The sequence below is a fragment of the Mycolicibacter senuensis genome, assembly GCF_002101885.1.
GTDB classification, from domain to species: Bacteria; Actinomycetota; Actinomycetes; order Mycobacteriales; family Mycobacteriaceae; genus Mycobacterium; species Mycobacterium senuense.
The window spans coordinates 18,782-45,582 of the sequence record NZ_LQPS01000019.1 but is presented as its reverse complement, the minus strand read 5'-3'; the positions used below and the strand labels follow the sequence as shown (position 1 = coordinate 45,582).

The 26,801-nt window shown below is 68.6% G+C and carries 22 protein-coding genes; 7 read left to right on the top strand and 15 right to left on the bottom strand.

The features are described from left to right. A partial coding sequence (locus AWC24_RS03745; protein ID WP_207568300.1) for an alpha amylase C-terminal domain-containing protein occupies window positions 1-535 on the top strand: 535 nt, incomplete at its 5' end. Window positions 536-546: 11 nt separating this feature from the next. Here the strand turns inward: AWC24_RS03745 and AWC24_RS03740 are convergent. From AWC24_RS03740 to malQ, 3 genes are read right to left on the bottom strand one after another with little or no spacing between them, the layout of a single operon-like run. Then, window positions 547-1,905 (bottom strand): maltokinase N-terminal cap-like domain-containing protein, encoded by a 1,359-nt coding sequence (locus AWC24_RS03740; RefSeq protein ID WP_085082201.1) that lies wholly within the window; start codon window positions 1,903-1,905, stop codon window positions 547-549. Continuing rightward, entirely contained in the window at window positions 1,902-3,686 is a 1,785-nt protein-coding gene (gene treS, locus AWC24_RS03735; protein ID WP_085082199.1) for a maltose alpha-D-glucosyltransferase, read from the bottom strand. Before treS ends, AWC24_RS03740 begins: the two co-directional genes overlap by 4 nt. Before the next feature lie 30 nt (window positions 3,687-3,716). Continuing rightward, window positions 3,717-5,726, bottom strand: a complete 2,010-nt coding sequence (gene malQ, locus AWC24_RS03730) for a 4-alpha-glucanotransferase (protein ID WP_085082198.1) — start codon at window positions 5,724-5,726, stop codon at window positions 3,717-3,719. 158 nt (window positions 5,727-5,884) lie between these two features. Here malQ and glgX point away from each other — a divergent pair, with 158 nt between their 5' ends. The 3 genes from glgX to treZ are packed head-to-tail and all read left to right on the top strand — an operon-like array spanning window position 5,885 to window position 12,096. Beyond that, a complete protein-coding gene (gene glgX / locus AWC24_RS03725) occupies window positions 5,885-8,083 on the top strand; it encodes a glycogen debranching protein GlgX (protein ID WP_085082196.1) in 2,199 nt (732 codons plus the stop codon). Window positions 8,084-8,087: 4 nt separating this feature from the next. Then, entirely contained in the window at window positions 8,088-10,385 is a 2,298-nt protein-coding gene (gene treY, locus AWC24_RS03720) for a malto-oligosyltrehalose synthase (protein WP_085082194.1), read from the top strand. Beyond that, window positions 10,378-12,096: a malto-oligosyltrehalose trehalohydrolase gene (gene treZ, locus AWC24_RS03715; RefSeq protein ID WP_085082217.1), complete on the top strand. Its 1,719-nt coding sequence runs from the start codon at window positions 10,378-10,380 to the stop codon at window positions 12,094-12,096. The genes treY and treZ overlap by 8 nt, the downstream gene beginning before the upstream one ends. 14 nt (window positions 12,097-12,110) lie before the next feature. Here treZ and AWC24_RS03710 read toward each other — a convergent pair whose 3' ends face one another. Further along, on the bottom strand, window positions 12,111-12,668 hold the full coding sequence (locus AWC24_RS03710; protein WP_085082192.1) for a hypothetical protein: 558 nt from the start codon (window positions 12,666-12,668) through the stop codon (window positions 12,111-12,113). A 23-nt stretch (window positions 12,669-12,691) separates the two neighbouring features. Next, window positions 12,692-13,780 (bottom strand): ferredoxin--NADP reductase, encoded by a 1,089-nt coding sequence (locus tag AWC24_RS03705; RefSeq protein ID WP_109560315.1) that lies wholly within the window; start codon window positions 13,778-13,780, stop codon window positions 12,692-12,694. Between the two features lie 174 nt (window positions 13,781-13,954). Between AWC24_RS03705 and hsaA the strand changes: the two genes are divergently transcribed. Genes hsaA through hsaB form a run of 3 tightly spaced genes read left to right on the top strand, consistent with a single transcriptional unit; the run spans window position 13,955 to window position 16,687 of the window. Continuing rightward, complete coding sequence (gene hsaA / locus AWC24_RS03700; protein WP_085082188.1) at window positions 13,955-15,145, top strand: 3-hydroxy-9,10-secoandrosta-1,3,5(10)-triene-9,17-dione monooxygenase oxygenase subunit; 1,191 nt, start codon at window positions 13,955-13,957, stop codon at window positions 15,143-15,145. 50 nt (window positions 15,146-15,195) lie between these two features. Beyond that, window positions 15,196-16,101 carry an iron-dependent extradiol dioxygenase HsaC gene (hsaC, locus tag AWC24_RS03695; protein ID WP_085082186.1) on the top strand — a complete coding sequence of 302 codons (906 nt, stop codon included), beginning with the start codon at window positions 15,196-15,198 and terminating at the stop codon, window positions 16,099-16,101. 34 nt (window positions 16,102-16,135) lie between these two features. Continuing rightward, the gene (hsaB, locus tag AWC24_RS03690; RefSeq protein ID WP_174813682.1) at window positions 16,136-16,687 is read left to right on the top strand and encodes a 3-hydroxy-9,10-secoandrosta-1,3,5(10)-triene-9,17-dione monooxygenase reductase subunit; all 552 of its coding nucleotides are present in this window, start codon (window positions 16,136-16,138) and stop codon (window positions 16,685-16,687) included. A 44-nt stretch (window positions 16,688-16,731) separates the two neighbouring features. On the opposite strand, the gene AWC24_RS03685 is transcribed toward hsaB, so the two are convergent. Genes AWC24_RS03685 through fadD3 form a run of 10 tightly spaced genes read right to left on the bottom strand, consistent with a single transcriptional unit; the run spans window position 16,732 to window position 26,757 of the window. Further along, complete coding sequence (locus AWC24_RS03685) at window positions 16,732-17,010, bottom strand: YybH family protein (RefSeq protein ID WP_085082182.1); 279 nt, start codon at window positions 17,008-17,010, stop codon at window positions 16,732-16,734. Window positions 17,011-17,029: 19 nt separating this feature from the next. Then, window positions 17,030-18,304: a hypothetical protein gene (locus tag AWC24_RS03680; RefSeq protein ID WP_085082180.1), complete on the bottom strand. Its 1,275-nt coding sequence runs from the start codon at window positions 18,302-18,304 to the stop codon at window positions 17,030-17,032. A 7-nt stretch (window positions 18,305-18,311) separates the two neighbouring features. After that, window positions 18,312-18,710, bottom strand: coding sequence for a heme-binding protein (locus tag AWC24_RS03675; protein WP_085082178.1), 399 nt, complete (start codon window positions 18,708-18,710; stop codon window positions 18,312-18,314). Window positions 18,711-18,750: 40 nt separating this feature from the next. Continuing rightward, window positions 18,751-19,941 (bottom strand): pyridoxal phosphate-dependent aminotransferase, encoded by a 1,191-nt coding sequence (locus tag AWC24_RS03670; protein ID WP_085082176.1) that lies wholly within the window; start codon window positions 19,939-19,941, stop codon window positions 18,751-18,753. Between the two features lie 4 nt (window positions 19,942-19,945). After that, on the bottom strand, window positions 19,946-21,094 hold the full coding sequence (locus AWC24_RS03665) for an alpha/beta hydrolase family protein (protein ID WP_085082215.1): 1,149 nt from the start codon (window positions 21,092-21,094) through the stop codon (window positions 19,946-19,948). Between the two features lie 35 nt (window positions 21,095-21,129). Beyond that, entirely contained in the window at window positions 21,130-22,116 is a 987-nt protein-coding gene (gene bsh / locus AWC24_RS03660) for a bile salt hydrolase (protein ID WP_085082174.1), read from the bottom strand. A 19-nt stretch (window positions 22,117-22,135) separates the two neighbouring features. Beyond that, complete coding sequence (gene ipdE2 / locus AWC24_RS03655) at window positions 22,136-23,101, bottom strand: acyl-CoA dehydrogenase IpdE2 (protein ID WP_085082172.1); 966 nt, start codon at window positions 23,099-23,101, stop codon at window positions 22,136-22,138. After that, the gene (locus tag AWC24_RS03650; RefSeq protein WP_085082170.1) at window positions 23,102-24,067 is read right to left on the bottom strand and encodes an acyl-CoA dehydrogenase family protein; all 966 of its coding nucleotides are present in this window, start codon (window positions 24,065-24,067) and stop codon (window positions 23,102-23,104) included. Next, on the bottom strand, window positions 24,064-25,197 hold the full coding sequence (locus tag AWC24_RS03645; RefSeq protein ID WP_085082168.1) for an acyl-CoA dehydrogenase family protein: 1,134 nt from the start codon (window positions 25,195-25,197) through the stop codon (window positions 24,064-24,066). Before AWC24_RS03645 ends, AWC24_RS03650 begins: the two co-directional genes overlap by 4 nt. Next, the gene (gene fadD3, locus AWC24_RS03640) at window positions 25,198-26,757 is read right to left on the bottom strand and encodes a 3-((3aS,4S,7aS)-7a-methyl-1,5-dioxo-octahydro-1H-inden-4-yl)propanoate--CoA ligase FadD3 (RefSeq protein WP_085082166.1); all 1,560 of its coding nucleotides are present in this window, start codon (window positions 26,755-26,757) and stop codon (window positions 25,198-25,200) included. Between the last annotated feature and the right edge of the window lie 44 nt (window positions 26,758-26,801).

Genomic DNA, 26,801 nt, shown 5'->3' with positions numbered 1-26,801 from the left:
GCTGGCCTACCAGTGGGCGCACCCGGGCAAGCAGTTGCTGTTCATGGGCCAGGAATTCGGCCAACGCGGCGAGTGGTCCGAGGAGCGGGGACTGGACTGGTTTCAACTCGACCCGGAACGACAGGACAGCGGCTTCTCGGCCGGAATCCTCCGCCTGACAGGCGATCTCAACGCCGTCTACCGAAGCCGGCCCGCGTTGTGGAGTGCCGACATCAACCCGGCGGGCTATTCCTGGATCGACGCCAACGACTCCACCAGCAACGTGCTGAGCTTCCTTCGCTACGCAAGGGACGGATCGGTGCTGGCATGCGTGTTCAACTTCTCCGGCGTCGAACACACCGACTATCACCTCGGCCTACCGCTCGCCGGCCGGTGGCGCGAGGTGCTCAACACCGATGCCGTCGAGTACCACGGCGGCGGCGCAGGCAACCTCGGCGGGGTGGAGGCCGTCGAGGAGGCCCGCCACGGCCGGCCGGCTTCCGCGGTGCTGGTGCTGCCCCCGCTGTCGGCACTATGGCTGGAACCCGCCGAGTGACACCGGGCTGATCACGGTTGGGTCAGGCGGGTCAGCGCCCGCAGCGGAATCGGCAGCCAACCGGGTCGGTGCCGGGCCTCATAGCCGGCCTCATAGACCGCCTTGTCCACCTCGTAGGCGGCGAGCAGCGCCGCTGAATCCCGAGGATCGGCACCCGATTCCGCTCCGTAGCCCTCGCAGAAGGCGCTGCGGCAGCGGTCCAGCCACTCGCGGGCACGGGTGGCCAATTGCCGGTCCTGCCCGTCGCGCGACAGGTCGGCCAGTTTCCCGTACGCGGCGTAGTCGTAGGACCGCAGCACACCCGCGACATCCCGCAGCGGCGAGTCCGGCCTCCGCCGTTCCGGCAACGGGGCGCCGGGTTCGCCTTCGAAATCGATCAGCAGCCAACCGTTGGGGGTGCGCAGCACCTGGCCCAGATGCAGGTCACCGTGGACTCGCTGCACCGTGATCGGCTGTCCGGCCAGTGCCTGGAAGCGCTGTTGGATGGCTGCAACGTGCGGGTGCACCTCTGGTACCAGCTCCGCCGTCTCCGACAACCGCGACAGCAAGGCCTCCGCCGGAAACTCCGCTTGCGATGTCCCCAAGCTGTCGGCGAGCGTTCGGTGCACCGAGGCGACGGCTTCACCGAGTCGGTAGGACTCGCCGGCGAAATCGCCGCCCACTTCGTGGGCGTACAGATCCGCTTCGGCGAAAAGGTCACGCACACTGGCGGTCGCCATCGCCCAACCCTCGGCCGAGTTCACCGCGTACTCGCTGACCATGCCCAACGCGTAGGGCACCGCGCCGGACTCGCCGGACGACTCGATCTGGTAGCAGCCCAGCAAGCGGGGCACGTGCGGATTGGCTGCCCGGCCCAGCGCCGCATTCAACTCGATGTCGGGATTGATGCCGCCCTTCAACCGCCGGAACACCTTGAGGACCGCTTCCTCCTGCACGATCACGCTGGTGTTGCTCTGCTCGGCCTCCGATACGCGAGAGTCCGCCCGGACGGGCAGCGACACCCCCTCCTGCGGGGTGAACGTGACCTCGCCCCGGGCGGCCGACGAATCGATCAGCGCCAATAGAAGTCTGACCGCCGCGGCGTCATACAACGCGTCGTAGGCGGTGTGCCCGCGATGGGTTCCGATCATCGCGATCTGGGCATACTCCGGCGGTAACTCGACGTCCCAGCTGACCATCACCTGGTAACGCTCGGCGGCGCCGTCGCGGTAGGCGACATCGAGCAACACCAGGTCCACTCCGTCGTCCAACCGCACCACCAGGGCGGGCTGCGCTGCGGTCAGCTCCCGGTTGCGCCCGGCGTACCAGCGCCGGGTCGGCAGCCATTCCGCCCACGGCAGGCCCGCCGGCTCGCCGGTGCCACCGGTCATGACAGGTCCTCCTTCGGCTCGCACAGCTGAAACCAGTAGAAGCCATGCCCGGGCAACGTGAGCAGATACGGAAGTCTTCCGATCGGCGGAAACTCCACGGACCCGGTCAGTTCTACCGGCGTGTGGCCATCCCAGTGCTGCAGATTCAGTTCGATCGGCTGGGGAAACCGCGACAGGTTGTTGACGCACAGGACGGTGTCGCCCTCGGACATCTCGCGCACATACGCCAGCACCGACGGGTTGGACCCGCCCAGTTCCCGGAACCCCCCGAGGGCGAACGCGTCGTAGCGGCGCCGGATGGCGAGCATGGTGCGGGTCCAGTTCAGCAATGATGTGGAGGTGTCGCGCTGCGCTTCGACGTTGACCGACTGGTGGCCGTAGACCGCGTCTTGAATCGGCGGCAGGTAGAGCCGGCCGGGGTTGGCGGTGGAGAAACCGGCATTACGGTCGGGGGTCCACTGCATCGGGGTTCGCACCGCGTCGCGGTCGCCGAGCCAGATGATGTCGCCCATCCCGATCTCGTCGCCGTAGTAGAGGATGGGTGAGCCCGGCAGTGACAGCAACAATGCGGTGAACAGCTCGATCTGGTTGCGGTCGTTGTCCAGCAGTGGTGCCAGCCGCCGCCGGATCCCCACATTCGCTTTCATCCTGGGGTCTTTCGCGTATTCGGCGTACATGTAATCGCGCTCGTCGTCGGTGACCATCTCCAAGGTCAGCTCATCGTGGTTGCGCAGGAAGATGCCCCACTGCGCCAGCTGCGGGATCGACGGTGTCTGCGCCAGGATCTCCGAGATCGGAAAGCGAGATTCACGGCGCACCGCCATGAAGATTCGTGGCATCAACGGGAAATGGAAGGCCATGTGGCACTCGTCGCCGCCGGTCTCGGGATCACCGAAATATTCGACGACGTCACTGGGCCACTGATTCGCCTCGGCCAGCAGCACCCTGCCGGGGAACTCCTCGTCGACCACCTGGCGGCAGCGTTTCAGGAACGCGTGTGTCTCGGGGAGGTTTTCGCAGTTGGTGCCCTCCCGTTCGAATAGGTAGGGCACCGCATCCAGCCGAAAACCGTCGATGCCGAGGTTCAGCCAGAACCGCAGCACGTCGATCATCGCTTCCTGCACGGCCGGGTTCTCGTAGTTCAGGTCGGGCTGGTGGGAGAAGAACCGGTGCCAGTAGAACTGCTTGCGCACCGCGTCGAACGTCCAGTTGGACTCCTCGGTGTCGACGAAGATGATTCGGGCGTCGGCGTAGCGTTCGCTGGTGTCACTCCACACGTAGAAGTCGCCGTGGGGGCCGTCCGGGTCATGCCGTGACTGCTGAAACCAGGGGTGGCTGTCGGAGGTGTGGTTCATCACCAGGTCGGTGATGACCCGGATGCCGCGCCGATGTGCCGCATCGAGCAGTTCGACGAAATCGTCGACGGTGCCGAACTCCGGCAACACCTTGTAGAAGTCGCGGATGTCATAACCACCGTCGCGCAACGGCGAATCGTAGAACGGTGGCAGCCACAAACAGTCGACGCCGAGCCACTGCAGGTAGTCCAGTCGCTCGGTCAGACCGCGCAGGTCGCCGATGCCGTCGCCGTTGGAGTCGTAGAACGCCCGGACCAGCACCTCGTAGAACACCGCGCGCTTGAACCAGACGGGATCGGCAGGCAGTGCCGCGGCATCACCGAAATCGTCGGCGGTCGGATGCTCCACGAGACCGTGTTCGACATGGCTGCCCGCTGCGGGGTCTGGCAGGTCCTGACCGAACTCGTCGTCAACGTCGGTGGCCATATTTCGACATGTACCCGATTCGCGCCGCGATTACCTGCCATCCGGGGGATCGTGAATTCCGCCGGCCCGGGGCACCCGGCCGTCGGAGAACAATGCCGCGGTCCGGGCGATTCTGGGGTCGGTGCGCAGCCGCTCGAGAGGCTCGCGCAGCGGGAGCCGCCAGTTCGGGTATTCGTCGACGGTGCCGGGCAGATTGGGTTGGCGGGGCTCGGCCAACACGTCGTAGGGGGAGATGAGTTTCAGCCGGCTCGGGGTGGCGGCCAGCAAGCGGTGCATGGCCTCGATGATCTCCGGCTCATCGGCATCGCTTCCGGGTGCCAGTAGCCCTTCGGAACGCAGCAGCGCCAGCCATTCGGCTCGTTCCCGCTCGGCTGCGGCTTGCGCGGCCGCCGCGTCGTCGAGCAGGCCCCGCTCGGCGCGGGCCCGGACGTGCTCGGCACGCAGGAACCCCGCCGCGGTGGGCAGATCGTGGGTGGAGATGCTGGCGGCCACCCGCTCCGGCCACTGCGCCGGCGGCAGCAACGGCCGGCCGGGTGCCGACTCGTCGCGGGTGAACCAGGAGACCGCGCAGCCCAGCATGCCGTTGCCGGCCAGCGCCCGGGTGACCTCCGGTTCGACAGTGCCCAGATCTTCGCCGATGACGACGGCATCGGCGCGGTGGGCCTCCAGCGCCAGCACCGCCAGCATGACGTCGGCGTCGTAGTGGACGTAGGTGCCGCGATCCGGGCTTTCCCCGGGCGGGATCCACCACAGCCGCCACAACCCGGCGACGTGATCGATCCGGACCCCGTCGGCGTGGGCGAGCACGGCACGCAGCATGTCGCGCATCGCGGTGTAGCCGGTGGCGGCCAACCGGTCCGGTCGCCACGGCGGTAGCCGCCAGTCCTGACCGTGCGGGCTGAACGTGTCCGGGGGCGCCCCGACGCTGGCGGCACCGGCCAGCACGTCGGCCAGCGCCCAGGCATCGGCGCCGTCGGCGTCGACGCCGACCGCCAGGTCGTGCAGCACCCCCAGCGCCATGCCCGAGTCCGCGGCGGCGCGCTGAACCGTCCCCAGTTGTTCGTCGCAGCACTGCTGCACCCAGGCGTGAAATGCGATCCGCGGTGCGAGCTCCCGGCGCGCCGCGGCCACCGCGGTACCGGCGGCGTCCTGCAGCGGCGCAGGCCACCTCGACCAGCTGCCGCCGTGGCGCTCGGCCAGCGCGCAGTAGGTCGCCCAGTCACGCAACGCCGTGTTCGCGGGGGACTCGTCCAGCGGGGAGGGGCGGCCGTCAGCGCGCCAGAGCGACTCCAGGGCGGCCCGTTTGGCCGCCCAGACCAGGTCGTAGTCGATCCGCGCCGGGTCGGCCGCGACCCGCAGCGCATCGACTTCGGCCCGGGTGTCCGGGTCGGCACGGTGATAGGCCGCGAGGTCGGAGACGCACAATGCCAGCGGGTTGGCGAACCGCCGGCTCGACGGCGTGTACGGCGAGGCCTGCACCGGATGGGTGGGCCCCGGGGCGTGCAGCGGGTTGAGCAACACCGCCCCGGCCGCGTGCTCACCGGCGGTCCAGCGCACCCAGTCCCGCAGGTCCGACAGGTCGCCGACACCCCACGACCGGGCAGATCGCAGCGCGTAGAGCTGCAGCATCCATCCCCAGGTGGCCGGTGCCGCCGGCGCCTGCGGGGGAGCCGCGACCAGTGTGACCTGCCGGCCGTCGCGCAGCGCAAGCTCATACCAGCCCGGCGACAGATCGGCGGGCAGTTCATCGCGCACCGTCCGGCGTTCGCCGTCCTCGCTCACCAGCTGGATGGCCCCGGGCATCGGCTGCGCACGACCGGCCGTCCGCACCGCCACCGTGGGGGGTGCGGCGCGGTCGTGTTCGTTCAGCCCGACCAACTCGCGGCGCCGGTCGGTCTCGTTGCCCGCCTCGACCTCCAGCAGGCGAAGTATCCGGATCACCACGTCGGCGTCGACCTGCACCAGCTCGCGCCGCTCATTGCGATAGCAGGTCGCCACGCCGTGTGCGGCCGCCAGCCGGCGCAGGTCTTCAGGCACCACGCCAACGGCTATACCCGCGGCGGGATCCTTTCAACAAGGTGAGCGACGACCGCGCGGTGACCGTAGTGTCGTAGCCGGCGAGAGTTTGGCCACCGGGCAGGCGGGTAGCCACGACCGAGGTGTCGCGGAAGCGAACGGCCTGACGAGATTGGGTGAATATGGGCATTACCCGAGATCCGGAGAGGAAGGTCACCGCCGTCACGGATTCAGCTGAGAAACCGTCGGTGTCACCGACCGTCTGGCCCGGCAGCAGCGCCCCGCTCGGAGCCGGCTACGACGGCGGCGGAACCAACTTCGCGCTGTTCTCCGAGATCGCCGAGGGGGTGGAGTTGTGCCTGATCGACGAGAACGGCGAGCAGGCCTGCATCCCGCTCGAGGAGGTGGACGGCTACGTCTGGCACGCCTACCTGCCGACGGTGTCGCCGGGGCAGCATTACGGCTTCCGGGTGCACGGCCCGTTCCGTCCGGCGGACGGCCACCGTTGTGATTCCAGCAAGCTGTTGCTGGATCCGTATGGACGGGCGTTCGCCGGGGACTTCGACTTCGGACAGCCGCTGTTCTCCTACGACATGACCGCCGGCGGCGACGCGGCGCGCGCCGAAACCCTGCCGAGGGTCGATTCACTCGGCCACACCATGACCAGTGTGGTGATCAACCCGTACTTCGACTGGGCGTCCGACCGGCCACCGAAGACGCCCTACCACGAAACGATCATCTACGAGACCCATGTGAAAGGCATGACACAGACCCACCCGGACATCCCGGAGGAATTGCGCGGCACCTATGCGGGGCTGGCCCACCCGGTCGTGATCGACCACCTCAAGGCACTCAACGTCACGGCCGTCGAGCTGATGCCGGTGCACCAGTTCATGCACGATGACCGGCTGCTGCAGCTGGGCCTGCGGAACTACTGGGGCTACAACACTTTCGGGTTCTTCGCCCCGCACAGCCGGTACGCGGCGAACCGGACGCCGGGCGCAGCGGTCGCGGAGTTCAAGACCATGGTGCGCACCTTCCACGAGGCCGGTATCGAGGTAATCCTCGACGTGGTCTACAACCACACGGCCGAGGGCAACCATCTCGGCCCGACCATCAACTTCCGGGGAATCGACAACGCCGCCTACTACCGGCTCGTCGATGAGGACCGCAGTCTCTACATGGATTACACCGGTACCGGCAACAGCCTCAACGCGCGCAATCCGCATGCGCTGCAGCTGATCATGGACTCGCTGCGCTACTGGGTGACCGAGATGCACGTCGACGGGTTCCGGTTCGACCTGGCATCGACGCTGGCCCGCGAATTTTATGACGTCGACCGCCTCTCGGCCTTCTTCGACCTGATCCAGCAGGATCCGGTGGTCAGCCAGGTCAAGCTGATCGCCGAACCGTGGGATGTCGGCGAAGGCGGCTACCAGGTCGGGAACTTTCCCGGCCTGTGGACCGAATGGAACGGGAAGTACCGGGACACCGTGCGTGACTTCTGGCGCGGTGAGCCGGAGACGCTGGGCGAGTTCGCCTCCCGGCTCACCGGGTCGTCGGACCTCTACGAGGCCACCGGGCGCCGGCCCGGCGCCAGCATCAACTTCGTCGTCGCCCACGACGGCTTCACCCTGCACGACCTGGTCTCCTACAACGAGAAACACAACGAGGCCAACGGCGACGACAACACCGACGGCGAGAGCCACAACCGGTCGTGGAACTGCGGTGTCGAAGGCCCCACCGACGACCCGGACATCCTGGCGCTGCGGGCCCGCCAGATGCGCAACATCATGGCGACCCTGTTGCTGTCGCAAGGCACACCGATGATCGCGCACGGGGACGAGATGGGCCGCACCCAGCACGGCAACAACAACGCCTACTGTCAGGACTCCGAACTCGCCTGGATGGATTGGTCACTGGCCCAGACCAATGCCGACCTGCTGGACTTCACCCGCCGGGTGACACAGCTTCGCAAGGACCATCCGGTGTTTCGCCGGCGCCGCTTCTTCGAGGGCCTTCCGGTGCGCCACGGCGACGAGGTCGGCGACATCGCGTGGTTCACCCCCGCTGGGCAGGAGATGAACCAAGACGACTGGGACAGCGGATTCGACAAATGCATCATGGTGTTTCTCAACGGCGAGGCGATCCGCGAGCCCGACGTGCGCGGTCAGCGGATCGTGGACGATTCGTTCCTGCTGTGCTTCAACGCCCACCAGGAAGAGGTCGAGTTCGCGGTTCCCGGCGGGGACTACGCCCAGGAGTGGAGCGTCGAACTGGACACCGCCGAGACGGCGGCAACCGAGGAGCGGGTGGTTCCGGCAACAACTGCGCTGCCCGTTGCGGGGCGTTCACTGCTCGTCCTGCGGAAGGTGCGCTGAGGCGATGACGCGGCCGGTGCTGTCCACCTACCGGTTGCAGCTGCGCGGCCCGGAAAGCGGATTCGCGTTCACCTTCGCCGACGCCGAACGGCTGCTCGACTACTTCGACGACCTGGGCGTCTCGCACCTTTACCTGTCACCGGTCATGACCGCGGTAGGCGGCTCGGCGCACGGCTACGACGTCGTCGATCCGACCACGGTGTCTGCCGAACTCGGCGGTGCGCAGGGGTTGGCGCGGCTGTCGGCGGCCGCGCGTGCCCGCGGAATCGGTCTGGTCGTCGACATCGTGCCCAATCACGTCGGGGTGGCGAAGCCGGAGCAGAACCGGTGGTGGTGGGACGTGCTCAAGCACGGCCGGTCCTCGCCGTACTCGGTGTTCTTCGACATCGATTGGGAGCTGGGTGACGGCCGGATCATCCTGCCGGTGCTGGGATCTGACGGCGACGTCGCCGACCTGGCGGTCGATGATGAGCTGCTGCGGCTGGGCGATCTGGTGTTTCCGATCGCGCCCGGCACCGGTACCGGCAGCGGCGCGCAGGTTCACGAGCGCCAGCACTACCGGCTGGTCGGGTGGCGTAACGGCGCCTGCGGATACCGTCGCTTCTTCTCGATCACCTCGCTGGCGGGGCTGCGGCAAGAGGATCGGACGGTGTTCGACGCCTGGCATGCCGAGCTGTCCCGCTGGTTCCGCGAGGGGCTCGTCGACGGCGTGCGAGTCGATCACCCGGACGGGCTGTCGGATCCGTCCGGGTATCTGGAACGGTTGCGTGCCCTGGTGGGGCCCGATGCCTGGATCGTCGTCGAGAAGATTCTGGCCGTCGACGAGTCGCTCGAGCCGACCCTGCCGGTAGCCGGCTCCACCGGCTACGACGCCCTGCGGGAGATCGGCGGATTGTTCATCGACCCGCATGGCGAGCCGGCGTTGACCGAGTTGGTGGAGACCGCCGGCGTCGATTATCGGGCGATGCCGACGCTGCTGGCCGAACAGAAGGAGATCACGGCCGCCGAGACGCTGGGCAGCGAACTGGGGCGGCTGCGCCGATGCGTGGTGAGCACCACCGGAGTGGACCATCCGCTGCTGCCGGAGGCCATCGTGGCACTGCTGGGCCGGGTGGGCGTCTACCGCAGCGACTATCCCGGCCTGGTGGCGACGCTGTCGGTGGCGTTGGCCGAAACGCAGGCAGCGAAGCCGGAACTCGGCGAACCGCTGGCACTGCTGGCGGGTGCGATCGCCGGCGGCGGGCAGTGCTCGACCCGGTTGCAGCAGCTGTGCGGGGCGGTGACCGCCAAGGCAGCCGAGGACTGCCTGTTCTACCGCGACGCGCGGCTGGTGTCGCTCAACGAAGTCGGCGGAGACCCGCAACGTTTCGGCGTGGGGGCGGCGGAGTTTCATCACCGGGCCGCCACCAGGGCTCGTTGTTGGCCGCACACCATGACCACGCTGTCCACCCACGACACCAAACGCGGCGAGGACGTGCGGGCCCGCATCGGCGTGCTGTCGCAGGTGCCGTCGCTGTGGGCCGAATTCGTCGCCCGCTGGGAGGCGGTCCTCCCATCGCCCGACCTGGCGACCGGGCTCTTCTTGTGGCAGAACATCTTCGGTGTCTGGCCGCTGGATGGCCAGACGACCCCCGCGTTGCGCGAGCGACTGCACGCCTACGCTGAGAAAGCGGTACGAGAAGCAGGCCGGCGCACATCCTGGCACGACCCGGACAGCGAGTTCGAGAACGCGGTGCATCGTTGGCTCGACGACGTACTCGACGGGCCGATCGCCCAGCAACTGACCGAGTTCCTGACCGAACTGGGTCCGCACGTCGACAGCGACATGCTGGGTCAGAAGCTGTTGGCGCTGACCGTTCCCGGCGTCCCGGACGTCTATCAGGGCACCGAACTGCCGGAGGACAGCCTGGTCGATCCGGACAACCGGCGAGCGGTCGACTATCACGCGCGCCGCGCGGCGCTCGCGTCGTTGCGGCACCCGAAGATGCGGGTGGTCGCCGCGGCACTGCGGATGCGGCGAGCCCGTCCCGACACCTTCCTGCACGGCCGCTACCAGCCGGTCCCGGCGTCGGGTTCGGCGGCAGAACATCTGGTCGCGTTCGCCAGGGGCGACGACGTGGTGGTGGCGGTGAGCCGCTGGACCGTGCGGCTGCGCGACACCGGATGGCGCGATACCGTCGTGGCGATCCCGCCGGGCAGGTGGGCCGACGCACTGTCCGGCCTCCAGCACAGCGGACCCACGCCGGCCGCGGAATTGTTCGCCACGCTGCCGGTCGCCCTACTGGAGCGTGTCGATGACTGACTTCGCCGTCTGGGCGCCGACCCCGGCCCGCGTCGCCCTCGATGTCGACGGGGTGCCCCACCCGATGAGCCGCGCCGAGCGCGGGTGGTGGCGGACGACGGTCGAGGTGGCCGCCGATGCCCGCTACGGCTATCTGCTCGACGACGACCCTGTGGTGTTGCCGGATCCGCGGTCGGCCCGCCAGCCCGACGGCGTGCACGCGCGCTCGGCGTTGTGGGACGAGACCAGCCCGACTTGGACCGACGACGACTGGGCCGGGAAACCGGTCGAAGGGGCGGTGATCTACGAACTGCACGTCGGCGCCTTCACCCCGGCCGGCACCTTCGATTCGGCCATCGCGAAGCTGGATCACCTGGTCGACCTGGGCGTCGACTTCGTCGAACTGATGCCGGTCAACGCCTTCTCCGGTACGCACGGCTGGGGATACGACGGGGTGCTGTGGTACGCGGTGCACGAACCCTACGGCGGCCCGGACGGGCTGGCACGCTTCGTCGACGCCTGCCACGCCCGCGGCCTGGGCGTGCTGGTCGACGCCGTCTTCAACCACCTCGGCCCCTCCGGGAACTACCTGCCCCGCTTCGGGCCGTACCTGTCGGAGGCACGCAACCCCTGGGGCAATGCCATCAACATCGACGGCGCCGACTCCGACGAAGTGCGCCGCTACATCATCGACTGCGCGCTGCGATGGATGCGGGTCTTCCACGCCGACGGGCTGCGACTCGATGCCGTGCACGCACTGACGGACACCACCGCGATCCACCTTCTCGAGGAACTGGCCACCGAAACCGACGCGCTCGCAGTGCAGTTGGGTCGTCCGCTGTCACTCATCGCCGAAAGTGACCGCAACGATCCGCGGACCATCACCCGCCGTGAAGACGGTGGTTACGGGATCACCGCGCAATGGGACGACGACATCCACCACGCCATCCACACCGCGGTATCCGGAGAGCGACAGGGTTATTACGCCGACTTCGGCAGTATCGCCACGCTGGCGACCACGCTGCGCAACGGTTTCTTCCACGCGGCAACCTACTCGTCGTTCCGGCGCCGGCGGCACGGTCGGCCGCTGCCCATCTCGCAGCTTCCGGCCACCCGGCTGCTGGCATACACCTGCACCCATGACCAGGTCGGCAACCGGGCACTCGGTGACCGCCCCTCGCAGCGCCTGACCGCCGGCCAGCTCGCGATCAAGGCGGCGCTGGTGCTGCTGTCGCCATACACCGCAATGCTTTTCATGGGCGAGGAATGGGGTGCCTTGACCCCGTTTCAGTTCTTCACCTCGCATGAGGACCCACAGGTGGCGCGCGCCACCGCCGAGGGCCGCAAAGCCGAGTTCGCCGAGCACGGCTGGGATGCCGACGAGATCCCGGACCCCCAGGACCCCGATACCTTCCGGCGATCCAAGCTGGACTGGGACGAGACCCACCGGCACAGCCATCGGCAGCTGCTCGGGGTCTACCGGGAGCTGATCGGGCTGCGCGCCGAAGCCGATCTGGCCGACCCCTGGCTGCCCCATCTCACGGTCGACTACGACGAGGACGACCGCTGGATCGCCATGCGCCGCGGCCGGTTGGTGCTCGCCTGCAACCTGGGTGAGGCCACGGTGGGCGTGCCGGTATCCGGCGAGCCGGTACTGGCATGGGGATCACCCGGCTACGACGAGGCGACGACACAGTTGCCGGGGCACACGTTCGCGGTGCTGCGGACTTAGAACGGGGTGCGGACTCAGAACACCGTCTGGGCGCAGGTGGACGGCGTGGTCAGGTTGACTCCGCTGTAGGTCACCTGCACGTGGGTGCACACGATCACGTTGGCGTCGGTTTTGGGCCGGCCGGTGGAGTACTCCAGGACGTCGATGCTGCCGTTGGTCTGGTACTTCTCCGGCGGTCCCTCGCCGTAGTACATCGACTGGATCACCGCGCCGGTGCCGTCCTTGAACACCTTGGTTCCCGGCCCGCCGCGATCCTTGAACCAGCCCTCGCCGCCGTCGGTGTGCACATCGAGGTATGCGGTCCGCTTCGAGGAGCGGATCTCGGTGCTCTGCCGGGCCCACAGGTCGGGCGGGAAGCCGGCCAGCCCCTCCGGGGTCTGCAGCCGCACCCCGACGGTGAAACGACACAGGGGCGGGGCTGCGCAGTCGACCCAACTGTGGGTCTGCAGTTGGTCGAACTCGTTGACCGGCATCAGACTGGTCTTGGTGTCACTTGCCGCCGAGGAGATCGAGGGCGGGACCAGCGTGGCCAGCAGCGTCAACGCCGCCGGTATCATCAGCAACCGCTTCATGTCGCACCAACCTAGACCCGAGATCACTCGTCGTAGGTCACTTCCACCGAATCCGTCTCCGGATGGGCTTGGCAGGCCAGGATCAGCCCCTCGTCGAGGTCCTGCGGTTCCAGCACATCGTTGACCTCCATGGCGACCTCGCCTTTCTTCAATACGCAAGCGCACGCGCCGCAGTGGCCCTCCCGGCAGGAGAACGGTGCGTCGAGTCCCTTGTCGAGCAGCAGGTCCAGCAGCTTGACGTGGCGCGGCCACTCCAGGGTCTGGGTCTCGCCGTCCAATTCGACGGTGACGGTGGCCGGTGCGGTGGCCGCTGAACCCTCGGGCGCCTCGGTGATCTTGACCGTGGCGAACGGGTCGCTTTCCAGCGACTTGAACACCTCGAGATGCACCTGGGCGGCCGGGACCTTCAACGTGTCCAGCGCGTCCCGCGAGGCCTGCATGAACGGGCCCGGTCCACAGATGAAGGCCTGGCGGTCGGTATAGGGGGCGATCAGCTGGGCCAGGGCCGCAGAGCTCGGCAGGCCCTGCACCGACTCCAACCAGTGCACGACCGTGAGCCGGTCGGGGTACTTGGCGGCCAGCTCGCGCAGCGCGGCGCCGAAGATCACCGACCGTTCGTCGCGGTTGGCGTACACCAGCACGACCTTGCCGCTGCCCTCCGACAGCGCCGACTTGCAGATCGCCATCATCGGCGTGATCCCGCTGCCGGCCGCCAGCAGCAGGAAATCGGTGTCCAGGGACTTGGGCACGAAGGTGCCCGACGGCGCCAGCACATGGACCCGCATCCCGGGACGGGCGTGATCGCACAACCAGTTGGACCCGTAGCCGTCCGCCGTCCGCTTCACGGTGACGGTCAGGGCGTCGTCGGTGAACGGCGAACTGCACAGCGAGTAGCAACGCGCCACCGAGCCGGTGCGCTCACTGGGGATTCGCAGCGTCAAAAACTGGCCCGGCGAGTACTTGAGCCGCTCCGCGGGGATCTCCGGATCGTCGGGGCCGTCCGGCACGCCGAATACCAGCGAACGCGCGTCCTCGGTCTCGGCGACGACCTCGGTGATCTGCAATTCCAGGACGTGACTGCCGAGTGGTTCATCCGGAATGGTCTCCGTCACAGTCCGCCCCTCACCTTCCGTCATAACTAGAACAGGTTACAGAAAACTGGTCCGGTATCGCTACCAGCCGCAGGAACACCCCACTCGACACAAATCGGAACGTGTTCTAATCTCACTCTAGGCTGGTTGAGAAAACGGGCCGCTATACCTGCTCACTCCATGGGAGGCAATCTAGTGACGTCCATTCAGCAGCGTGACGCGCAGTCGGTGCTTGCGGCCATCGACGACCTTCTTCCGCAGTTGCGCGAGCGCGCCCAGGAGACCGAGGATCTGCGCAAGCTTCCCGACGCCAACATCAAGGCGCTCGAGGAGATCGGATTCTTCACGCTGTTGCAGCCCTCCCAGTGGGGCGGCCTGGAGTGTGACCCGGCGGTGTTCTACGAGGCGGTCCGCCGCATCGCCAGTGCCTGCGGTTCCACCGGATGGGTGGCGTCGATCATCGGCGTGCACAACTGGCACCTGGCGCTGTTCGACCAGCGAGCCCAGGAAGAGGTGTGGGGCGAGGACACCAACGTGCGGGTGTCGTCCTCCTACGCCCCGATGGGCGCCGGTGTGGTCACCGAGAACGCCGACGGCTACATCGTCAACGGCTCCTGGAACTGGTCGTCGGGCTGTGACCACGCCACCTGGGCGTTCCTGGGCGGCCCGGTCATCAAGGACGGCAAGCCGGTGGACTTCGGCAGCTTCTTGATCCCGCGCACCGAATACACCATCGACGACGTCTGGCACGTGGTCGGGCTGCGCGGCACCGGCAGCAACACCGTCGTGGTCAAGGACGTCTTCGTGCCGCGGCACCGCTTCCTGTCCTACAAGGCGATGAACGACCAGACCGCCGGCGGTTATGCGACCAACACCGCGCCGGTCTACAAGATGCCCTGGGGCACCATGCACCCCACCACCATCTCGGCCCCCATCATGGGCATGGCCTACGGCGCCTACCACGCGCACGTCGAGCACCAGGGCAAGCGGGTGCGGGCGGCGTTCGCCGGCGAGAAGGCCAAGGACGACCCGTTCGCCAAGGTCCGGATCGCCGAGGCGGCCAGTGACATCGACGCCGGTTGGCGGCAACTGATCGGCAACGTCGCCGACGAGTACGCCCTGCTGGCGGCCGGCGAGGAGATCCCGTTCGACCTGCGTGCCCGCGCGCGCCGCGACCAGGTCCGCGCCACCGGCCGGGCCATCGCCTCCATCGACCGGCTGTTCGAGGCGGCCGGCGCCACCGCACTGTCCAACGACGCTCCGGTGCAGCGGTTCTGGCGGGACGCGCATGCCGGCCGGGTGCACGCGGCCAACGACCCGGAGCGGGCATACATGATCTTCGGCAACCACGAGTTCGGGTTGCCGCCCGGCGACACCATGGTCTGATAGAGACGAGTTCTGGCCGGGGCATAGACGAGCTTGCTGGAGGTATCGCGATGAGTATCCGTTCACTGGGTTATCTGCGAATCCAGGCCACCGACATGGCGGCCTGGCGGGAGTTCGGACTGAAGGTTCTCGGCATGGTCGAGGGCGAAGGCACGGTCGACGGTGCGCTGTATCTCCGGATGGACGACTTCCCGGCCCGGCTGGTGATCGTGCCCGGCGACACCGACCGGCTGCTGTCCTCGGGCTGGGAATGCGCCAACGCCGAAGGCCTGCAGGAGATCCGGCAGCGCCTGGAGGTCGAGGGCACCCCGTACAAGGAGGCCACCGCCGCCGAACTCGCCGAGCGCCGTGTCGTCGAGATGATCACCTTCGCCGACCCGTCCGGCAACACCCTCGAGGTGTTCCACGGGGTGGCACTGCAGCACCGCCGGGTGGTCAGCCCCTACGGGCACCGGTTCGTCACCGGGGAACAGGGGCTGGGGCACGTCGTGCTGTCCACCAAGGACGACGACGAGGCCCTGCACTTCTACCGCGACGTGCTCGGCTTCCGGTTGCGTGACTCGATGCGGCTGCCTCCGCAGATGGTGGGCCGCCCGGCCGACGGCGACCCGGCGTGGCTGCGGTTCTTCGGCTGCAACCCGCGCCACCACAGCCTGGCGTTCCTGCCGATGCCCACCCCGACCGGCATCGTGCACCTGATGATCGAGGTGGGCGAGGCCGACGACGTGGGTCTGTGCCTGGACCGGGTCTACCGTCGCAAGGTACCGATGGCCGCCACCCTGGGCCGACACGTCAACGACAAGATGCTGTCGTTCTACATGAAGGCGCCCAGCGGTTTCCAGGTCGAATTCGGTTGCGAAGGACTGGAAGTCGACGACGAAGACTGGGTGGCCCGGGAGAGCACCGCGGTCAGCCTGTGGGGGCACGACTTCACGGTCGGCATAGAGAAGCAGTGAGGCAGTGAGCTCCGAACAGCCGGCGGACCTCCCGATCGACCCGCGCGCGTTCCGCAACGTGCTCGGCCAGTTCTGCACGGGGATCACCATCATCACCACCGTCCACGACGGTGCGCCGATCGGGTTCGCCTGCCAGTCGTTCGCCGCGTTGTCGCTGGATCCGCCGCTGGTGCTGTTCTGCCCGACCAAGATGTCGCGGTCCTGGCAGGCCATCGAGGCCAGCGGCAAGTTCTGCGTCAACATCCTGGCCGAGGAGCAGAAGGACGTCTGTGCCCGGTTCGGTTCCCGCGAGCCGGACAAGTTCGCCGGGGTGGAGTGGGAACCCTCGCCGTTGGGATCGCCGATCCTGGCCCGCTCCCTGGCCCACATCGACTGCACGGTCGCCTCGGTGCACGACGGCGGCGACCACTTCGTGGTGTTCGGCGCGGTGCAGTCGCTGTCGGACTTGCCGGAGGTCAAGCCGCGGCCGCTGTTGTTCTATCGCGGCGACTACACCGGCATCGAACCGGAGAAGACCACGCCCGCCCAATGGCGCGACGACCTGGAGGCGTTCCTCACCGCCACCACCGACGACACCTGGCTGTAGGTTCTTTCCGCACCGACCGGGAACCTGCCGAGGTCCCCACCGGCTCACGATGCGGCCGGATTCGTCCCGGCATAGCTGGTTTCCGGCGGTCCCGCGAGCACACCCCGGTTGAAGTTCGCATCGGCGAACAGCCCCCTGAGGTGGTCGACGATCTCACCGCGGCCGCGTTTGGCGGTGCCGAACGCATTGACCCAGTCGGCATCGTCGGAGTACACGGCTTGCAACGCATCGGCATTGCGGTCCTGAAATCCCCGCAGCAGCGTAAGCAGTGTCCTGGCGATCGCCTCCCGGTCGGCCGCCGGCAGCTCTGATAACTCGGGCATACCAAAAATCGTACGGCGACTACGTGCCGTGCCAGCGCTGCTGGTGTTCGGCGTGGGTCCGCAGATATGCCCCCGGCCCGTAGAACTCGTCGTAGAAGTCGGTGTCCAGATGCTGGGCCTGCAGGTACATCAGCACGTGCACGGTCGGCACGGTGCCGGGCAGCTTGCCGAAGGTGTCGTAGATGTAGGACGCCTCGGCGGTGACCAGTTCGGCGATGCCGTCCGGCGGCAGCGCCGACCCGCGCACGCCTGGACTGTCCGTCCACGGACCCGCCGTATCGGGATGCGACGGCCCGCCGGGGCCGAACTTTCGGGCCACCAGCTTGGCCACGCCATCGGGCACCGACGCGACATGCGGCGGGCTGAGCGTCTCGAAGTGGCCGGGCAGCCCGGTGACATTCGGGAACGGCCAGCGCGGGTCGGTGTCGGCGACGAAACCCAGGCCGGGCGCCCGCGGATCCCCCGAGCCGCCCAGCACGGACAGCCGGTCCAGGCCGTCGAAGATCCAGCCGCCCAGCCCCATCGCCTGCAGGCCCAGCGCACCGTTGTGGGCGGCGATGGACAGCTCGGCGCTGGCCTCGGTCAGGGTGTACTGCTCGACGAACGACAACGGTATCGGGTCGTCGGCGTGCGCCAGCCCGGAAAACGGTTGGGCACCCGGGATTTGGCGGCCGTTGATGTCATCGCGGATCGGGTACCCGTTGGCCGCGAAGAACCACAGGTTCTCCAGCAGGTGCTCGGCCAGATCCGCCACGGCGAACGCCAGCAGGCTGCCCGGATGGTTGCCGATCCAGGTGTTGTGGCCCTCCATGTAGGGCTCTTCGCGAGGTAGCTGCAACCGGGAATCCGAGAGCCGCACATAGGAATCGGCGGTATGGCTGATCCGGTCCTCGAGGGTGTCGAATTCCCGGGGCGGCTGATCGCGGGTGGGCAGCAGATAGCAGCCGGTGTCGTCGGTGAAGAACACCTGACTGGTGTGAAAGCCCGCCGCCGACGGCACCGCCCGGCCGGTGGCGCTGCCGGGGTAGTTCGGCAGCGCGGGGGCATAACCGGGGTGGTGCGCGATGCCGTCGTGCCAGCCGGTGACACCGGCCATCAGCGACAGCAGCAGCGCCCGTTCGACCTCGGAGAGCGGCTGTACGGGCCGACGGCTGGTGAAGGCCAGGTCGCCGGCCGGAATGACACCGCCGACCGGGAACCGCCGCGACCGGCGCCCGGAGACGGCGGCGAACAGGCCGAACCCGGCCGCCTCGGCCAGCGCGGCGCGTTCGCGGTCGCTGATCGTCAGGCCCACGGCGGACCTATTTGCTGACGGTCTCCAGCAGCATGGCCAGCTGGGTCGGCGAGACCGCGATTCCGCACTGATTCTTCAGGTCGGTGAGCGGCTGGGCGATACCCTGCAGGGTCGTCAACTGGTCGAGGTGCCCGACGAAGTAGCCCTGCACCGAGGACTTGGCCTGGTCCGCGGGCATGGTGGCCGCGGAGGTCAGCACGTTGTTGGCCTCCGGGTGCTCACCGAGGAATCCACCGGCCTGGCTCAGCACACCGCTGGCCGTGGTGGCCAGCCCGGCAGCCGTGCACGGGTCGGGTGCAGCTTCGGCTGCCGGCGAGCTGGCCGTCACCGTCGATGCGGCCACCGCACCAAGGATGCCGACGGCCGCCGCGCCGATCGCCAGACGAGAAGTCGTGGGTGTGCGCATTGCTGTGATCCCTTCGATCGAGTCGAGCCTGCCGATAAACCTACCGGAGCGGCAGCCACCCGCCGATGCGATGCAGAGCGTCGGAGATATCGGCGCTCGGACCGGCGAACGACAGCCGCACGAACGTGTTGCCCCGTTCGGTGTCGAAGTCGATACCCGGCGCCAGCGCGACACCGGTGTCGGCCAGCAGTCGCGCGCAGAACGCCAGCGAGTCGTCGGTGTGCCCGGCGACGTCGGCGTAGACGTAGAACGCCCCGTCGGTGGGCGCCAGCCGGTCGATGCCCATGCCCCGCAGCCCGTCGAGCAGCAGCGCCCGGTTGGCCGCGTAATGCCGCAGATGGCCTTGCGCTTCGGCGATCGATTCGGGGGTGAAGGCGGCGACCGCGGCGTACTGGGCCAGCACCGGCGGGCAGATGGTGAAGTTGCCGGTGAGGCGGTCCACCGCACGGCGCAGCGCCGGCGGCACCAGCAGCCAGCCCAGCCGCCAGCCGGTCATCGCGAAGTACTTCGAAAAGCTGTTGGCCACCACCGCGTTCCGCGAGGTCTGCCAGGCACAGCTGGTCTGCGGGGCGCCGTCGTAGATCAGGCCGTGGTAGACCTCGTCGCTAATCAGTCGCACCCCGGTCTGGTCGCACCAGGTGGCGATCGCGGCCAGCTCCGCGGGTTCCAGGACGGTGCCGGTCGGGTTGGCCGGGCTGGCGACGATCACCCCGGCCAACGGTCCGGTTTCGGCGAGCGCGGCGAGCATGGCCGCGGTGGGCTGGAAGCGGGTCTCGGGCCCGCACGGGATCTCGACCACCTCGCAGCCCAGCGCGGTCAGGATGTTGCGGTAGCACGGATACCCGGGGCTGGCGATCGCCACTCGGTCACCGGCGTCGAAGCAGGCCAGAAACGCCAGCAGGAAACCGCCCGACGAGCCGGTCGTCACCACCACATCGTCGGGGTCGACGGCCAGGCCGTAGCGGTTCGCGTAGGAGCCGGCGATGGCCGAGCGCAGCTCCGGGATCCCCAACGCGACGGTGTAGCCGAGCTGGTCGGCCCGCAGCGCCGCGGCGGCGGCCTCACGCACCGGTCCGGGCGCGCCGACACTGGGCTGCCCGGCCGACAGGTTGACCAGGTCGCCGTGGCTGCGCTGTCGTTCGGAGGCGGCCAGCCACACATCCATCACATGGAACGGTGGGATACCCGCGCGCAGCGCGACGCCGCCGGACCCGGGAGCCGAATCGGTCATGGCATCAACCTGCCATGACCCGCTGCAGGAAACGGGTGGAGTCGGGCATCGAGGCGATCACCGTGCCGGAATGGTCCTGGTCGGGGTAGATGTGCAGCTCCACATCCTGGTGATTGTCGACCAGCTGCTGATACAGCGTCTGGGTGGACAGCGGCGGGACATCGCTGTCGAGCAGCCCCTGGCCCAGAAAGATCGGCCGGCTGTAACCCTCGGTGGGTGTGCCCATGAAGCTCTCCAGCGCCGCGTCGATGCCGGGCAGCGAGCCGACCGGGGCGCTGAACAACTCGTTGAGCGTGGTGGTGCCGACCCGTTGGTCCAGGGTCGGCTTGCACAGCGACTGCGCGGCGTCGGTCAGCTCCCGGCCGCGCGGGGTCAGCACACCGTCGATCCCGAGTTCGGGGTGTGCCTCGCGCAGTGCGGCGAGGATGTAGGAGGTGTAGCTGATCGCCGCCGGCGGCGCCGGACGCCGGGCCAGGTCCGGCCCGGCCTGGGTGAACACCCGCTCGATGTTGGCCGGCGTTCCGGTGGCCACCACGCCGCGGTAGTCGAGTCCGGCGCCTGCGGTCAGCCGGTCGGCCCACCAGGCGCTGTTCACCGCCGCGCCGCCGCCCTGCGATTGGCCGACGATCGCCCATTTCGGCGACAGCGGCAGGTCCAGGTGATGGACCGCGCGGACGGAGTCCACCACCGAATGCGCTTCGGCGGTGCTGTTGAGGTAGCTCATCAGTCCCGGGGTGCCCAGGCCGGCGTAGTCGGTGCCGACGACGACGTAGCCCTGGTCGAGCCAGTGCGACAGGTACTCGTCGTCCCGGGCGCTGCGGGGCAGTGCCGAGGGCGTGCAGTCGTCGCCGAGGCCCACGGTGCCGTGCGCCCAGGCGATCACCGGCCATCCCCCGGGTGGCGGCGCGGCGCGCGGGGTGAAGACGGCTGCCGTGCTGACCGCCGGTTCGGCATGCTGGTCGACGGTGGCGTACAGGATGCGAAACGCCTCGCCGGCCCCGCGCACCGACAATGCCGGGTTCAGCGGCACCGCGGTGATCAGCTCGCCGGCCGACGGGATCGGCCCGGGGTAGGCACGGGCATCCAGGCCGGACCAGTCCGGTGCGGTGGTCGCCGCGACCGGACCGGCGGTTGCCAAGGCGCACACCAGCATTGCCAACAGGACCGCGGCCAGGCAACGGTGCGCGGTCACGTGGTGATCCCCAGAAACGTGAACGGTTCGGCGACGGCGAATTCCGCTGAGCTCTCGCCGGCGAACGTGTTGGATTCGTCGCGACCCAGATCCAGCTTGCGCGCCGGTGCCCCCTCGGTGAGGTCGAGCTTGTTCAGGTCCACCCAGAAGACGTTGGGCGTCAACGCCGACTCGAAGCAGTACAGCTTGCGGGTGTGGTGGGCGACGGTGCGCCAGCGGGTGGACGATATGTTCGGCTCGTCCGGTGTGGAGATGCCGAACGGCACCGAGACGTTGCGCACCACGCTGAACACCGATGCGAGCGCGATCTTGGGGTCCTCGACCTTGGGTATCGCGTTGACGTAGAACGAGGCCCGCGCGAACCGGTCGGCGGCCCGGTTGGTGCCCGGCAGCATGACGGTGCCGCCGAGCTGTTCCCAGTAGGCGTTGACGGCGAGCTGCTGTTCGAAGATCGGCGAGTTGGTCATCACCTGGTAGTCGCGACTGTGGTGGATGACCTGTTTACCGCCAACGTATTCCACGATCGCACTGTCACCGCTGCCGTCCGACATCGACAGATGCAGGGTGGCCAGCCGCTCCTCGCCGGGTACGCCCTCGGTGAGCACGTCGAACGGTTCGGTCTGCAGTGCCGCGACCGCACCGGCCACCGTGGCGAAGTTGTCGAGCATGTACTGGGCCCATATTGCGACCGACATCCCGGGGCGGGAACCGCCGTGGGCCGGAAACTCCGACTCGGCCAGCCACAGCAGGTTGGCCGACAGTCCGGCCTCGTTCAATCCGTCGGTGGTGCAGATGTCGTAGCCGGTGGCCACCACGCTGCCGTACTTCGCGGTCCATTCGATGGAGTTCGCCCCGGCCCGCCCGTCACGCGTCACCCCGCGCGGCAACGACCACAGGTCGGTAGCCAGATCCAGCTTCCAGTCCATCGACCGTCCGGTGATGATGTTGCCATTGGGGCCTAGGTAAACCAGTCGGGTGCACATGTGTCTACCGTACGGGCTGTCAGAACACCTCGGTCTGTAACCTGCGCAGGTGTTCGGCCGGCTGGCCGAGCAGCTGCGAACTGCCGTGCGCGCGTTTGAAGTAGAGCTGGATGTCGCTCTCCCAGGTGATCGCGATGCCGCCGTGCAGTTGGACCGCTTCACCCGCGACCTTGGAGAATGCCTCGCTGGCAACGACTCTGGCCAGTGCGGCGGCGGTGGCAGAAGGTTCCGCGAGGGCGTCGTCGACGACGGCTCGGGCGGCCGAGACGTCCACGTACAGGTCGGCCATCCGGTGCTTGAGGGCCTGGAAGCTGCCGATCGGCCGGCCGAACTGCACCCGGTCCTTGGTGTACTGCACCGTCAGGTCCAGACAGCGGCTGGCCGCGCCGATCTGTTCGGCGGCCAGCAGGATCGCCGCATAGTCGGCGATACCGGGGTCGGCGCCGATGGCCGCGGTCTGCTCGGCGGTGACCCGGCCCAACCGGCGGGTGGGGTCCATGGTGGCCACCGGCTCGGCGGTGAAGGCGGTCCAGCGCTGCAATTGGCCGTCCTGGGCGCCGATGACGACCCCGTGGACATCGGCGGCGCCCACCAGGTCCCCGTTGGCCGCATAGCCGTCGCCGAAGACCACCGCTCCGATCGCACTGCCTTCGGCGAGCTGCTCCAGCGTTTCGGCATCGGGCTCGGGGGCGGCCAACAGTGCCAGCTCGGCCAGCACGGTGCCCAACAGCGGGGTGGGCACCAGTGCCTTGCCCAATTCCTCGAGAACGACGGCGGCATCACCCAGTTGGCCTCCGGCGCCGCCGAGCTCCTCGGGCACCACCAGCGCGGCGGCACCGACCTGCTCGCACAACAGCTGCCACAGCGACTCGTCGTAGCCGCGGTCGGACTCCATCGCCGTCCGGACCGCTTCGGGGGTGGCGTGCTTGTCGACCAGCGCCGCCACCGTTTGGCGTAGCAGGTCGCGTTCTTCGTTGCGGGCCACTTAGATCGCCTCCAACACTCGCCGCCGGTGGGCGGTGGGATCCCCCCAGGCCGGGCGCAGGGCTTGCACCCGCAGCAGCCACAGCGACAGGTCGCATTCACTGGTGAAACCGATGGCACCGTGCGTCTGCAGCGCCGAGTGCGCGGCCAGCAGGGCGGCGTCGGACGCCGCCACCTTGGCGGCGCTGACGTCGCGGGCGGCATCGGGGGAGTTGTCGGCGAACGACAGCGCCGCCCCGTACACCAGCGGGCGGGCCAACTCCAGGGCGATGTGCACGTCGGCGAGCTTGTGCTTGATCGCCTGGTAGCCGCCGATCACCCGGCCGAACTGGGTGCGCTGCTTCGCGTAGTCGACGGCCGTGTTCAGCATGGCCTGTCCGGCCCCGATCAACTGTGCCGCGGTGGCCAGGGCCCCCACCTCGTAGCCGCGGCCGGTGTCGGCGTCCCAGGAGTCGCCGGTAGCGGTGACATCGCAGACGCCCCGGCTCGGGTCCACCGAGGCGTGCCGGGTGCCGGGCTGCGCGACGCCGGCCTTGCCGTTCTCGGCAAGCAGGACCAGGTCGACGGTCTCGGCATCCACGGCGCGAGGGGCGTGCGGCGGCAGTGCCACGGTGGCGATCAGCTCACCGGCGGCGAGGGCGGCCAGCCGCATTGCGGCGTCGGGTGCGCCGGCAAGCAACACCGGTGCCACCGCGATCGATTCCACCACCGGCCCCGGCACACACCAGCGGCCCAACGCCTCCATGGTCAGCATCAGGTCGACGGGGTGCGCACCGATGCCGTCGTACTGCTCGGGTACCGCCAGCGCGGTGACACCGAGTTCGGCGAGTTGGTTCCACACCCGACGTCCCGCTTCGGGTTCGCCCTGCGCCCAGGTGCGCACCGCACCCGGCACGTCGGCGGCGGCCAGCGCGGCGTCGATGCTGGCCGCGAAGTCGCGCTGTTCTTGGTCTAGATCGAATTTCACTTCTTCTCCCGGGGCAGGCCCAGCAGCCGCTCGGCGATGATATTGCGCTGAATCTCGTTGGTGCCGGCGTAGATCGGGCCACCGAGCGCGAACAGGTAGCCGTGGGTCCAGGCGTCGGCGAGCTCGCCGTCGACGCCGCGGATGTCCAGGCCGGTCTGGTGCAGCGCGACGTCGAGATCGGACCAGAACACCTTGGTCACCGAGGATTCCGCCCCCAGCTCGCCGCCGGCCGCCAGCCGGGTCACGGTCCCGAAGGTCTGCAGCCGGTAGGCCTGCGCGGAGATCCAGGCGTCGGCGACCCGATCGGTGAACACCGGGTCGCTGCCGTGCTCGCGCCACAGCGCGACCAGCTTCTCCGCGCCCACCAGGAACCGGGCCGGGCTGCGCAGACTCATGCCGCGCTCGTTGCTCGACGTGCTCATCGCGGCGCGCCAACCCTCGTTCGGCTCACCGATCACGTCGTTGTCTCCCACGAACACGTCGTCGAGGAAGATCTCGCCGAAACCGGTCTCGCCGCCGAGTTGCTCGATGGCGCGCACGGTGATCCCGGGCGCTTTGAGGTCGAACATGAAGTAGGTCAAGCCGTGGTGGCGCTGGGCGTCGGGGTCCGAGCGGAACAAGCCGAAGCCGCGCTCGCCGAACGGAGCGCGTGAGCTCCAGATCTTCTGCCCGTTGAGTTTCCAGCCGCCCTCTACCTTGGTGGCCGTCGAGCGCAGCGACGCCAGGTCGCTGCCCGACTCCGGCTCCGACCAGGCCTGCGCCCAGATCTCCTCGCCGCTGGCCATCTTCGGCAGCACCCGGTCCAGCTGCTCGGAGGTGCCGTGTGCGAACAGCGTCGGCGCCAGCATCGAGGTGCCGTTGGCGCTGGCCCGGCCCGGCGCGCCCGCGCGGAAGTACTCCTCCTCGAACACCACCCACTGCAGCAGGGTGGCGTCGCGCCCGCCGTATTTCTCCGGCCAGGCGATCACCGACAGGCCGGCGTCGTAAAGCACCTTGTCCCACCGGCGGTGCTGTTCGAAACCCTCGGCGGTGTCGTAGGACGCGACCGGGAACTTGTCTTTGTTCGCCGCCAGAAACTCGCGGACCTCCGCGCGGAAGGCCTCGGTCTCTGCATCAATATTCAAGTCCATCTAAGCCCACTCTCTCAACTCATGCTTGACCACCTTGCCGCCGGGATTGCGCGGCAGGGAGTCGGCGAAGGTCACCGATCGCGGTGCCTTGAAGTTCGCCAGATGCTCACGGGCGTAAGCGATCACCGTTGCTTCATCGAGGGCCGCACCCGGTCCGGGCCGGCGCACGATGAATGCCCGCCCGACCTCGCCGAGCCGTTCGTCGGGCACGCCGACCACCGCCACGTCGGCCACCCCGTCGAGGCGGGCCAGCACCTGCTCGATCTCGGCGGGATAGACGTTGAAGCCACCGCAGATGTACATGTCCTTGAGCCGGTCGGTGATCCGCAGATTCCCGGCCCCGTCGAGGGTGCCGACGTCGCCGGTGTGCAGCCAGCCGTCGGCGTCGACGGCGGCTGCGGTGGCGTCGGCGTCATCGAGGTAACCCAGCATGATGTTGGCGCTGCGCAGCAACACCTCGCCGGCCTCGGAGTCGGCACCGCGATCGATCCGCAACTCGAAGTCGGCGATCGGCCGCCCGCAGGTGGTGGCGACGGTGACGGCATCATCGTCGGCGCGGCACATGGTGGCGAACCCGCCCGACTCGGTCAGCCCGTAGGCGGTGAGCACAATGTCGATGTCGAGCTCGTTCTGCATCCGCTCGATCAACACCACCGGCACGGTGGCCGCACCGGTGACCGCGAACCGCAGCGAGCTCAGGTCATGCCGATCGCGGTCGGGGTGGTCCAGCAGCGTCTGGTAGATGGTCGGCGGCCCGGGCAGCACGGTGATCCGGTGTTCGGCGATCGCGCGCAGCGCTGCGGCCGGGTCGAAGGTCAGTTGCGGGATCAAGGTGGCCCCGGTCTGTAGGCAGGCCAGGATGCCGGCCTTGTAGCCGAAGTTGTGGAAGAACGGATTGATGCACAGGTAGCGGTCGTCGGCGGTCATCCGCCCGCACTCGGCCCAGGCCGCCGGGCCGGCCAGCGACTGCCGGTGGGCGCAGAGCACGCCCTTGCTCCGGCCGGTTGTTCCCGAGGTGAACAGGATGTCCGACAGGTCGTCGGGCCCGACCGCGGCGGCGCGGGCGTCGATCTGGTCGTCGGTTGTCGAGGCGCCCGCGGCGATGAACTCAGCCCAGGATGCCGCCGCCGCCGCGTCGCCGTGTTCCACGGGGATCCGGACGGTGTGCTCGAGTGCGGGCAGCTCGTCCCGCTCGAGTTCGGCGAGTCGGTCGGCTTTGAGGAACCGGCCCATCCCGACCAGCACCCTGGCTTTGCTGCGAGCCAGGATGTCGGTGGCCTCCGACGCGGTGTAGCGGGTGTTCAGCGGCACCAGTACGCCGCCGGCGTAGTGGGTGCCCAGGCAGGTCACCACCCAGTGCCAGGTGTTGGGCGACCACAGCGCGACCCGGTCGCCGGGCGCCACGCCGAGGGCGATCAGGGCAGCCGCGACCCGGCGCACCTCGTCGCGCAGCCGGGCGTAGCTGAAGCTGCCGTCCTCGGTGACCAGGGCGGCGTGATCGGGAAGCGTCCGCGCGATGTGGTCCAGCGCCGCAGGAGTGGTCTGCGGTTCGGGGCTCATGTGCGCCGCTCCTCTGTGACGCGCATCTGCGCCGGGGCTAACAA